The sequence below is a fragment of the Actinophytocola sp. genome, assembly GCF_036002505.1.
Taxonomy (GTDB): domain Bacteria; phylum Actinomycetota; class Actinomycetes; order Mycobacteriales; family Pseudonocardiaceae; genus DASYTH01.
This window is the reverse complement of record NZ_DASYTH010000334.1, coordinates 1-11597: the sequence shown is the minus strand read 5'-3', so window position 1 is coordinate 11597 and position 11597 is coordinate 1. Positions and strand designations below refer to the sequence as shown.

7 protein-coding genes are annotated in these 11597 nt (G+C 67.6%); 5 read left to right on the top strand and 2 right to left on the bottom strand.

Translation table 11 applies throughout. From position 1 onward, the window contains the following. Positions 1–3285, bottom strand: a 3285-nt coding sequence (locus VGR06_RS29055; RefSeq protein ID WP_327562340.1) for a N,N-dimethylformamidase beta subunit family domain-containing protein, incomplete at its 3' end; no start/stop codon positions are given. 791 nt (positions 3286–4076) lie between these two features. On the opposite strand from VGR06_RS29055, the gene VGR06_RS29050 reads away from it, so the two are divergent. The 5 genes from VGR06_RS29050 (at position 4077) to VGR06_RS29030 (ending at position 10006) form a co-directional block, all read left to right on the top strand. Further along, positions 4077–4499, top strand: a complete 423-nt coding sequence (locus tag VGR06_RS29050) for a hypothetical protein (protein WP_327562339.1) — start codon at positions 4077–4079, stop codon at positions 4497–4499. A gap of 65 nt (positions 4500–4564) precedes the next feature. Next, positions 4565–6715 carry a M1 family metallopeptidase gene (locus tag VGR06_RS29045; protein ID WP_327562338.1) on the top strand — a complete coding sequence of 717 codons (2151 nt, stop codon included), beginning with the start codon at positions 4565–4567 and terminating at the stop codon, positions 6713–6715. A gap of 220 nt (positions 6716–6935) precedes the next feature. Next, entirely contained in the window at positions 6936–7238 is a 303-nt protein-coding gene (locus VGR06_RS29040) for an antibiotic biosynthesis monooxygenase (RefSeq protein WP_327562337.1), read from the top strand. 193 nt (positions 7239–7431) lie between these two features. Further along, positions 7432–8325: a 3-hydroxyacyl-CoA dehydrogenase NAD-binding domain-containing protein gene (locus tag VGR06_RS29035; protein ID WP_327562336.1), complete on the top strand. Its 894-nt coding sequence runs from the start codon at positions 7432–7434 to the stop codon at positions 8323–8325. A gap of 358 nt (positions 8326–8683) precedes the next feature. Continuing rightward, positions 8684–10006 carry a glycosyltransferase gene (locus VGR06_RS29030; RefSeq protein WP_327562335.1) on the top strand — a complete coding sequence of 441 codons (1323 nt, stop codon included), beginning with the start codon at positions 8684–8686 and terminating at the stop codon, positions 10004–10006. Between the two features lie 424 nt (positions 10007–10430). Here VGR06_RS29030 and VGR06_RS29025 read toward each other — a convergent pair. Continuing rightward, the coding region (locus VGR06_RS29025) for an MFS transporter (RefSeq protein WP_327562334.1) at positions 10431–11597 on the bottom strand (1167 nt) is incomplete at its 5' end.

The following is an 11597-nucleotide window of genomic DNA, read 5'->3' as shown; positions in this document are numbered from 1 at the left end:
GGTCACCGTGGTCGGGGTCTGCGCGGTCGCCCCGATGAACGGGGTCACCGTGTAGCTGGTGATCGCGCTGCCGCCGTTGGACGGCGCGGTCCACGACACCACCGCCGACGCGTCCCCGGCCGTGGCCGACACGTTCGTCGGAGCGCTGGGGGCGGTCGGCGTTCCCGTCGAGTAGACGACGTCGACCCAGTAGTTCTCGGAGTTGAACGTGTTGTTCGGGAAGACACTCGCGCTGCCGTATCGGTATACGCCCTGGCCACCGTTGACGCCATCCGCCGGCGCGTGGAGCAGCCCACTGTCCACCCCCGCGCCGGCGAAGTACCCGCCATCACCGGCATAGTGACCGCTCGGGGCGAAGTACGAGGCCACGTAGAGAGTGCCGGCGGTGATCGACACCGGGGTGGAGAACAGTGCCTGCTGCCACCCGGACGCGGTCTCGTTGCCGAAGGTCACCGACGCCAGCTTCGTCCCCGAGGAGGTCCACAGGTTCCCAATGTGGGTGCCCGTGTTGGTGCTCGCTTTGTAGAACCGGATTCCATTGACCTGTCCGTTGAGGTCCGCCTTGAACTTGACCCCCACTTCGGTGGAGCTCGGGTCGAGCTCGTCAGGCGTCGACGGAACCGCCGTCGACGGCCACAGGGTGCACGCGGAACAGCTGGCGGCCGCGGGAATGACGGCGTTCGACTCCGCGGAGGCGGGGCCGGTGCCCACCGCGTTGGTCGCCGACACCTTGAACGTGTACGCCGTCCCGTTGGTCAGCCCGGACACGGTGACGCTCGTGTCCGGCGGGTTGCCGGACACCGTGGTCGGTGTCTGTGCCGTGGTACCGATGAACGGGGTCACCGTGTAGCCGGTGATCGCGCTACCGCCGTCAGACGGCGCGGTCCAGCTCACCTGTGCCGAGGCGTTGCCCGGAGTTGCGGTCACGCCTGATGGCGCTCCAGGCACGGTCGCCGGTCCGGTGTTCAGGTTGAACATCACGTCCACCCAATAGTTGGACGCGTCCTCGCTGCTCGTCGGGAACGTGCTCGTGGTACTGGTCCTGAAGAGGCCGTTCAGGACACCGTTGGTGTTGCGCAGCGCGTGCAGGGGCGGGCTGTCCACGTCGCTGTTCCCGTCAGGCCCGGGGGACGGAGGCGGGTAGAAGTAGGACTCGTCCACCGCCGTATGCCCGTTCGGCGCGAAGTAGGACACGACGTAGGTGGTGTTCGCGTTGATCGCGACCGGGCTGCCAAACGTGGCCTGCTGCCAGCCGGAGGAGGACTCCCCGGCAAAGGTCACCGTCGCCAGCCTCGTCCCCGACGCCGTCCAAAGGTTCCCGACGTGGGTGCCGGTGTTCCCCGTGCCCTTGTAGAACCGGACGCCCGTGACGCTGCCGGACACATCGGACTTGAACTTGAGGCCGACCTCCAGGCCGCCGGTGGTGGTGGAGGCGGCCGTCCCGGGCGTCGCGCCCACACCGAAGATCGAGCAGGTGCAGCCAACATTGACCGAGGTCCCGGCGGACGGCGTCTCGATGTTGCCGCTGTCGTCGACCGCCCTGGCCCTGATCGTGGTGCTGGGGTTCCCGTGCGCCACCCAGCTGTAGCTCCAGCTGGTGGTTCCGGTGGCGGGGTGCCAGGTCGTGCCACCATCAGTAGAGACCTCGACGCCGGCAACGACGCCGCCGGTGTCCGACGCGGTCCCGCTCACGGTGACCTTGGCACCGTCGCCGATGTTGGCACCGGCTGCCGGCGACGTGATCGTCGAGGTAGGCGCCGTGGTGTCAGTCGACTTGGTGGCCGCGACCAGGCCGGAGTAGCCCAGAGCGTACGGCTGCACCCCCATGTCCGCGAACAGGTTAACCGTGGCCTGCCGCATGTTCGTGTCGGGCGTGGATTGGGGGTCGTCCAGCCCCCACGACCATTGCACGGTGCCCGCGCCGAACACCAGGGCGCCGCTGGGCGCTCGGTACAGCGACATCCGGTGGGTGGCGGTCTGGCCGGACTTGGTGGTGCTGCCGTAGTCGGTGAAGATCTCAGCGTTGGTGTACGTCGTCGACGAGAGGTCGAAGAGGCCCTTAGGTCGGAAGCCGTTGTCCGGCTCCTCGTCCCATTCGTAGCCGAGCGTCTCCTGGCCTGGGGCCAGGGTCAGCGTCTGCCCCGTCCCCAGACTCGCGGCCTGCGTGTTCTTCCAGAACCGCAGCTTGCCGTACGCAGCGGGCACCTTGATGTCGGTCGTCCCTGAGTTCACCACGAAGAGCTGACCGGTCAGGGCGTTCTGCGGTCGACCCCCATCAGCGGGGGGGCTGAACCGCGGGTCAGCCCACGTACCTGTCCAGGTCGGCGGGTCCTGCGGGTCCACTACCCCGTCAAAGTGCGTCTCCTTGTAGGTGACTAGGGTGCGGTTGGCGACGTGGCTGCTGTCGATACTCTGCTCAGTCCTGGTCTTCCAGAACACCTCGTTACCGCTGAAGAACGCCAGGCTCATCCCGTTGTCCCTGGCCGCCTCGACGTTGGCTCGCTGCGCACCCGACCAGTACTCGTCGTGCCCGACGGACAGGAACGCCTTGTGGTTGGTCAGCAGCGAACCCCCCAGCGATGTCCCCACATCGATGCCGGTCGTGTAGGACACGTCGTAGCCGTTGGCCTCGAGGAACCGGATCATCGGGTACTCGGTGTACATCAGCCAGCTCCGACCTCCCGAGTCGTCCTCGGCTGAGTGGAACGGCCGGTTGTAGGACACCTTGGCCGCGCCCTTGTACGCCGCCGGGTTCCCTGGCGGGCAGTTCGACGCACACGTGTACAGGCTGTTGCCGCCGTAGGTGTTGTACGCCTGCCAGGTTTCATCGGAGGTCTGGAACAGCATGTCCGAGTGGCTCGTGTCATTTCGGACGATGAACACGATATGACTGCCGCCGGTCGCGTCGTCACGGACCAGATGGGCGATGTACACCCCAGAAACCGCCGTCGACGGCACCGTCCACGACGCCGACACCGCCCAGTTCCCACAGTCGATCAGACCCGTCGGGTTCGGGTCGTTGAGGCAGGTGGGCTGAGACTGCGGCAGGGTCGCCGTCGGTCTCAACCCCGACGCCACCTTCCGCGCACCGTTGCCCTGGTAGTAGCCGAGCCGCAGGACGTCGAAGTGGTAGGACCTGGATGGCGTGTTGATCTTGAACTGGACCGTGTCGCCCGGGTTCACGCTGATCGACGTGGCGAAACCCTGGATCGTCGAAGAGCCCGCGCCGGTAATCTGCCAGTCGCTCGGCGGATCCCCTGGCTGGGTGTTCTCACATGCGATCACACTCACCACCGGCGGACCACACGGGCCAGCCGCCGCGGCCGAATCGCCCTTGAAGGCCTGGAGTGGCACCAACACCATGGCCACTATCGCCACGAGAGCGATAGACACCGGATGGCGGAGCCGCCGCACGCGCGGCGAAACACGACGCGAGGAGCGGGGCGATGGCATCTCGGTCATCGGTCTGCGTCCCATCCAGGTTGCCTGTAAGGCTGTTGAGGAGAGGCGGCAACGGCAACGACGCGATCGGGCCTGATCATGCAAACACCCCCCCGGGTACGTGGAACCACAGAGCGCGCGGGCTGTGGTGCCACCAGGCGACCTCATACCGCGGTGCGCTCTCAGAGGGTAAGCGGTTGCGGCCGGACCGATGCGGGGCCGAGCGGGAAACATCCACTCTGGTGGTGGCACTTTGGCCGAACGGCCGATGTACCAGTTGGTCGAACGGACGATTTACCCCATGCCTGTATCTCAACTGCGGCATCTCGGGAAAGCCTGGCCCCGCTCTGGCTACCCTCGTGCTGGATGAAAGCTGGCTCCTTCGCTCGCCGCTGCTCAGGCCGCGCGGGATACGGTACGAAAGTCGGGGGTCGACGTCTGATGCGCGGGGGGTTGTCGCGATGGTTCGGATAGCTGCTTGCTGTGCCCTCGCCGGCGGCCTGCTCCTTACCGGTGCCGTGGCCGGGTGCTCCGGATCCGATTCGTCCGCGACCCGCACCTCACGGTCCGGTCCGGCCACGTCTGCCGGGCCGGGGGTTGCTCGCCCAACGACGGATCCCCGCAAGGAGATGCCGGTGATCACACCTGGCACCGTTGGACAAATCGGTTATGGGCCAGCGTCAGCCACAGATCGGGCGCGCTTCGCTCGGGCGCTCAAGGCTTCAGGGGGGCTGGTTGTCTCCAAGTCCGTCAGCACGCTCACGGTCTCCGGCCGCGACGTGGGCGGCGTGGCGGTCTACAGCACGAAGAAGAGTCTGGCCAAGAGCCCGGTGTTCCAGGACCAGTACGTCGTGCAGCTCATCAACGCCGTCACTAGGTCGAAGTCGGCACCACGGTTCGTCAAGGCCGACGGTCAGGTGATGGCCCTGTCGACCGGTGGCGCCGCAGTGGCCGGATGGTTCGAAGGCAACCGGGTCGTGCTCGTCTACCGGCAGGAAAAGACACCAGACCTCGCCGACTTGGCCTTCAGCGTCAAGTCGACGTCCCTCAGCGGTTGACGGCCGCGCTGCTCCGCGCTGGGCTAGACGAGACAGGATCGGCGCTCGAGTAAAGGGGAATCCCCATGATGCGCAAGGCCGGTGTCGCCCTGTCCGTCTCCACCTGCTTAGCGCTGTCGCCCACGATGGCTCTGGCCGGCGATGCTCCCGGCGGCCAAGGGCGGCCACAGTTCACGCCGGGCGCGCCGGGCGCCGGGGATCCATATTTTCCGCTGGACGGGAACGGCGGCTACGACGTCAAGCACTACACGCTCGACGTGCGGTACAACCCTGCCACCGATGTCCTGACCGGTGTAGCCACGATCAGCGCACGCACCACCCAGAACCTGTCAAGCTTCAACCTCGATTTCGAAGGCCTCACCGTAAGATCCATCAAGGTCAACGGCCGATCGGCGGCCTGGAGCCGAGACGGCGGCGAGCTCACCGTCACTCCCGGCCGCGGTCTACGCAACCATCACAGGTTCACCGCCGTGATCCGCTACGACGGAATCCCGCAGACCCTCCCGGATGGGTCCGGCTTCATCCACACCGACGACGGAGCCATGGTGATCGGCGAGCCGGACGTTGCGGCAACCTGGTTCCCAGTCAACGACCACCCCACCGACAAGGCGTCCTACACCTTCAAGGTCACCGTTCCGCAGGGACTCGACGTGGTCGCTAACGGCAAGCTGGACAGCAGCCGGACGCGGAGTGGCTGGACCACCTGGACCTGGCAAGCGAGAGAGCCCATGGCCTCCTATCTCGCGACGTTCAATGTCGGCGAGTGGGACCTGCACGCCTACCGTCACGGTCGACTCCGGTTCTGGGACGCGATCGATCCCGACCTGTTCGATCCGGTCGCCCAGCCGCGGACCGGTAGCCAGTTCGCCGTGTCTCAGGTCGCCAACACCAGCTATAAGCGGCTGGCCAGGACCATCAGTGTGCCGGCCGGTGGCGCGGAGCTGTCCTTCTGGATCACCCGGGACACCGAGCAGAACTGGGACTTCACCTTCGTCGAGGCGCACACGGTTGGTCTGGACAACTGGACCACACTGCCCGATCTCAACGGGCACACCGGCACCGATACGGGTTTCTCCTGCCCGTTCTGGCACCAGCTGCACCCGTTCCTCACCCACTACCAGACGGACAATGGCGACGGCACCTGCGCGCCAAGCGGCGGCACCGGTGAGTGGAATGCGGTGAGCGGGTCCAGCGGAGGACCCGAGCAGTGGGCGGTGGATCTGTCCGCGTATGCCGGCAGCGACGTCGAGGTGTCCATTTCCTACGCAAGCGACGACGTTGTCCAGGGCGCGGGCGCGTTCGTCGACGATGTCGTCGTCTCGACCGGCGAGGGCACCACCTCGTTCGAGGACGACGGCGACACGATGGACGGCTGGACCGTGCCCGGCGCGCCCGAGGGCAGCGAGCCGAACGCCAACGACTGGATCGCCGGCACGGCGGCCGACGTACCGCAGCCGACCGGTGAGATCGTCGCGGGTTCGTTCGCCAGGCAGCCAGAGATCATCAACTTCTTGGCGGACAACTTCGGCCGGTATCCGTTCTCGGCGGCCGGCGGGATCGTCGACGACTCTGGATCCTTTGGCTTCGCGCTGGAGAACCAGACTCGGCCGATTTATGCAAAGGGGTTCTTCAGCGATCCGGTGTCCGGGGACGACGTCGTCGTGCACGAGCTGGCCCACCAGTGGTTCGGCGACAGTCTCGCGCTCGAGCGGTGGCAGCACATCTGGCTCAACGAGGGCTTTGCGACCTACGCGGAGTGGCTGTGGAGCGAACGAGAAGGTCTCGGTACCGCGCAAGAGCTCTTCGACTTCTTCTACGGCATCTTTCCGCCGGACGACGACTTCTGGACCCTAACCATCGGCGATCCCGGTCCGAACGACCTGTTCGACTTCCCGGTATACGCGCGCGGGGCGATGACGTTGCACCAGCTGCGGCTAGCGGTTGGCGACCGGGACTTCTTCCGGATCCTGCGCCGGTGGGCGAGCTCCCAGTCCGGCGGCACCGTGACGACCGACGAGTTTATCGGCCTCGCCGAGCGGATCTCGGGTCAGCAGCTGGACTCGCTATTCGAGACGTGGCTGTTCACGCCTGGGCGCCCGGACCTGTCCGGCGCGGCGGCACTGTCTGGACCATCGGCGCGGACCTTCGCCGGGACCGTGCGCATCGTCCCGCCGGCGGCCCGCAGCTTGCTCGCCAGGTTCGACGTCACGCACTGACACCGGGCCGATGCATGGAGACCCGGCCGGTAACTGCTGCCACTGCGCGCCCGGCTGGCCGCGCGGGCTAGCTAGGGCTAGCTAGGGCTAGCTCCGCGTGCTGAGCGGATTCACGCCAGGTTGCGCGACTTGGCCGGCCGTGCTGTTGCGGCGGTCTAGTGTCTGCTCGACGGTCTCGTGCGGCCTACGTGCGGCCGCACGATCCACGAGGAGGCGACCCATGGTCACGGTAGGACTGCTAGCGATACTCAACGCGAGGTCGGGTAAGGAGGACGAGCTCGCGTCGTTCTTGGAGGGCGCGTTGCCGCTGGCCCAGGCCGAGGACGACACGATCGCCTGGTTCGCCTTCAAGATCGACGACACCACCTATGGAATCTTTGATGTCTTCCCCGGGTCAGACGGCCGCCAGGCTCACCTCGACGGACCCATCGCGGCGGCGTTGCTGGGCAGGGCCGAAGAACTGCTGAGCTCGCCGCCGGATATCAAGCCGATCGACGTGCTGGCCGCGAAGCTGCCCGGCTGACTGAGAGACGACTCAGGGTAGTGGTAGGACTGCTATCAATACTCGACGCGAGGCCGGGTAAACAGGGCGAGCTCGCGTCGTGCTTGCAGGCGCGTTGCCGCTGGCCCAGGCCGAGGACGACTTCAACCCAGGACCTCGGCAACCACGCGGGCTTCACGGCCCCGGTGGACAGGCGTCGCGAAGGAGGGCCCACATGGGCAGCGGTGATCAGCCCGGTTACCGGCGCGCCGCCGTGGTCGGCGCCGGCGTCATCGGCATCTCGTGGGCGGCGGAGTTCCTGGCGCACGGCATGCAGGTGACGGTCTGCGACCCGGTGCCGGACGTCGAGGAACGCGTCCGGGCCGGCCTGCGCGAGATCGCCCCCACCCTTGCGCAGCTGGGGCTGCCCGTGGGCGACCTCACCGACGGCACGGATGCGCTGCGCTTCGAGCCGGCCGTAACCAACGCCGTGGCCGGCGCAGACGTCGTCCAGGAGAACGGGCCCGAACGGCCCGACCTCAAGAAGGAGCTGTGGTCGCAGATCGAGGCCGGCGCCCCGGCGGACGCCCTGTTCGCGTCCTCCTCATCAAGTATCCCGGCATCGGTGATGGGACAGGCGATGCGCGAGCCCGGCCGCCTGGTCATCGGGCATCCCTTCAACCCGCCGCATCTCGTCCCCCTGGTCGAGATCGTGCCGTCGCCTACGACGGACCCGGATCTGGTCGAGCGGGCGGTGGCGTTCTACCGTGCCCTGGGGAAGCGGCCGCAGGTGCTCTCCCGGGAGATCCCGGGTTTTGTGGCCAACCGGCTGCAGGCAGCCCTGTTCCGCGAGGCCGTCCACCTCGTCACCCAGGGTGTGGTCACCGAGCAGGAGCTGGATGCAGTCGTGACCAGCTCGATCGGGATGCGGTGGGCGGTGGCAGGACCGTTCCAGACCTTCCACCTGGGGGGCGGGCCTGGCGGGCTCGCCGATTTCCTCGTGCACCTCGGCCCGGCGCTGGAAGCCCTGTGGAAGACACTTGGCCAGGCGAGCTTTGATGCCGACACTGTCCGTCTGCTCACCACGCAGGCGGAGGACTTCGGCGGGACGGTAGCGGAGCTGGCGTGACGAGGCGCAGATCCGCCTGATGAAAGCCCTGGATGAGATCGCAATCGAAGGATAGATGCAGGACGCAATTGGGTGGGCGGGGCGAGGTTGCTCAGGCCCGGAGGCGATCTGCATAAGGGCGAGGGCATCCTGTCTGTGCTCGCGCCCCGGCGAAGGCCTCGCCGGATATAAACGGAGAGGGCACTGACCGTCGGAGACGGCCTTTGCGAGGGACATGCGGGCCGGGCCGGGGGCCTGCTGCATAAGCGCACCGCCAAAGCAGTTCGATCTCTCGGGTTTGGGTCCCAGAGTCTTCGGGACAATGGTCGGACATATTGGTCTGTGCCCCAGCCGGACAGGACGTGGAGGGCCAGCCAGGATGGACGACGAAAGACCGCTCACGATCCTGTTCGCGCCCGAGTCTGCCTATGGACCGACGAATCATTGCATCGGGCTAGGCAACATCCTCCTCAAGCGCGGCCATCGCGTGGTGTTCGCCTCGGAGTCGTCGTGGAAGAACCGGCTCGAACCGCTGGGATTCGTCGAGGCGCTGATCGACCTCGCTGAGCCCCCCGCCGACCCCTCCGGGGACTTGGACGCCGGCAAGTTCTGGGCCGACTTCATCGCCGAAACGGCCCCCGAGTTCCGCAAGCCAACACTGGCCCAGCTCGAGTCGTTCATCCAGCCGACGTATCAGGCATTGATCGACGGAGCTATGTACTGCGAACCGCACCTGCGGGAGATCATCGCAGAGCACAAACCCGACGTAATCGTGCAGGACAATGTGGTCGGCTTTCCGGCTCTCACCACCACCGACGCTCCCTTCGTACGCATCATGTCCTGCAATCCTCTCGAGGTCCGCGGCGACAAGGTCCCGCCGACGTTCTCCGGCTATCCGGTCGCTGACCAGAGAGGTTGGGAGGCGTACCGCGCGGAGTTCGACCGTACGCTCCGGCCCATGTGGGCGACCTTCGACGGGTGGGTGCAGGAGCAGGGTGCCGAGCCCTTGCCGGACTTGGAGTTCATCGCCACCTCGAAGGTCGCGAACATCTACCTCTTCCCAGCGGAGGCCGACTACGCCGGTCTACGCCCGCTGGACTGGACGTGGCACCGGCTCGACTCCAGCGTTCGCGAGACCGATGCGGCCTTTGAGCTGCCCGACGTGGTGCGCGACCGGCCGGAGGGTTCGGGCCTGGTGTACCTCTCGCTTGGCTCTCTTGGTGGTGCCGATGTAGATCTGATGCAGCGGCTGGTCGACGTCCTGGCCACAACCCGTCACCGCTATATCGTCAGCAAGGGTCCACAGGCCGACCGCATCACGCTGGCCGGCAACATGTACGGCGATGCGTTCCTCCCGCAGACCAGCATCATCGGCCATGTTGACCTAGTGATCACCCACGGCGGTAACAACACCACGACCGAGGCGTTGCACTTCGGCAAGCCGATGATCGTGCTGCCACTCTTCTGGGACCAGTACGACAACGCCCAGCGGATCGACGAGCTGGGTTTCGGCCGACGGCTCTCGACATACAGCTGCACCGATAGGGAGCTGACCGGAGCGGTCGACGCGCTGCTTGCCGACCAAGACCTGCGTGAGCGGCTTGCGAGGATCGGCGAGCAGATCCGCTCCCGCGACGGCCTGCGCAAGGGGGCAGCCATCCTTGAGCATGTCGCCCAACGCCAGCGAGCCGTTTCGCCGTGACCGACACGAATGCCCGCCGGCGGTCTATGCCGCGAGGTGCGCGTTTGCCGGACGGTGCGTGCACGCATCGAATGGACCGTGGGGACATGCCGTTCATCGATCGGTTACTCGGTCAGCGCGCTGGGCTGGCTGTGGACGATCGCAGCCCGTCGCCTGGTCGATGCATACCGCCGCCGGACCGTGAGGCGAATCTGCCGCCAGCGGCCTTCGGGCCGGAGATCGTACCGGCGGTCGAGGACGAGGTGTTGCGGGACACCGTCGGCGATGAGATGGGGCAAAGCGCCCGTGCCTTGTGGGTTTCCTCTCCTGGTTGCTCGTTCCGCACGGCGTCCAGTCCGTCTCTCCAAGACGGGCGGCGACGCGTTTCTCGAACCGTACGCTGGTGAGGGCCTTGCCTCGGCCTCTGCGACGACGTCGTGACGGTTCAGGCCTGGTGCTGGGCGGTGGCCGGCTGGGCGCTGTGGTCGCCGGGGGCGGGGCTGGGCGGCGGCTGCCTGGCCGGGTCGGGTCCGTAGGCGAATCCAGCTATAGCGCCGAGCGCGGCGAACGCGGCCGCGGCGAGCAGGACGTCGTTGAGCCCCCGGGCGGTGCCGGCGCGGGCGGCGTGGGTGACCGCGGCGCGGGCGGCGGGCGGGACCACGGCGGCTACCCGGGTGCCGGCGCCGGAGGCAACAGCGGCGGCCAGCCGGTGGACGGCGCTGGGCGGGGCGGGCACGCCGGCCAGGGCGTGCAGGGTGGCGGTGGTGACGCGGGAGGCATAGAGGGCGCCGAGCACGGCCACGCCGGTGGCGGTGCCGACCTGGCGCAGCGTGTTCACCAGGCCGGCCGCCATCCCGGCGTGGGCCGGCTCCACCGCCGAAAGCGCTGCCGAGGCCAGGCCGGTGGAGGTGACGCCCAGGCCGATCCCGGCCAAGATGAATCCGGGCAGCAGCACCAGCCAGGTGGAGGTGGCGGTCAGGTGGGCCATCGAGGCCAGCCCGGCCGCGGCCGCGACCATGGCCACGCCCAGCAGCACCCGCATCGCCACTTTGCCGATCAGCCGGCCGGTCAGGAAGGCAACCGTGAAGGAGGCCAGCGACAGCGGCAGGAACCGCAGCCCGGCCTGGACCGGGGAGTAGCCGAGGGTGTTCTGCACATACAGCGACAGGTAGATGATCATCCCGATGACCGTCGCGGAGATCGCGAACGCCACGAACCCCGTCGCGGCAAAGCTCCGCCGCCGGAACAGGCGCAGGTCGGCCATGGGCGCCGCGGCGATGCGCAGCTCGTATATCACGAACCCGGCAAGGGCTACGGCTGCGGTCGCGAGCAGGGCCACGATCGCCGGGCTCGCCCAGCCCAGCGCGTTGCCGCGGATCAGCGCGAACATCAGCGCGGTCAGCGCCCCGGTGATCAGGGCCGTGCCCACCCAGTCGGCCCGGCCGCCGGCCGGGTCGCGAGATTCGCGCAACCGGGCCACCCCGGCCGCGAAGGCCGCCGCGCCGATCGGCAGGTTGATGAAGAAGATGGACCGCCAGCCCAGTGTGTCGGTCAGCACCCCGCCGGCCAGCGGCCCGATGGCGGTGGCGCCGCCGAGCGTGGCGCCGAAGGC

What these genes read in the sequence shown, in the direction of transcription:
- VGR06_RS29030 (WP_327562335.1), top strand. Translation starts at nt 8,684, where the DNA reads ATGGACGACGAAAGACCGCTCACGATCCTGTTCGCGCCCGAGTCTGCC.
- VGR06_RS29045 (WP_327562338.1), top strand. Translation starts at nt 4,565, where the DNA reads ATGATGCGCAAGGCCGGTGTCGCCCTGTCCGTCTCCACCTGCTTAGCG.
- VGR06_RS29035 (WP_327562336.1), top strand. Translation starts at nt 7,432, where the DNA reads ATGGGCAGCGGTGATCAGCCCGGTTACCGGCGCGCCGCCGTGGTCGGC.
- VGR06_RS29040 (WP_327562337.1), top strand. Translation starts at nt 6,936, where the DNA reads ATGGTCACGGTAGGACTGCTAGCGATACTCAACGCGAGGTCGGGTAAG.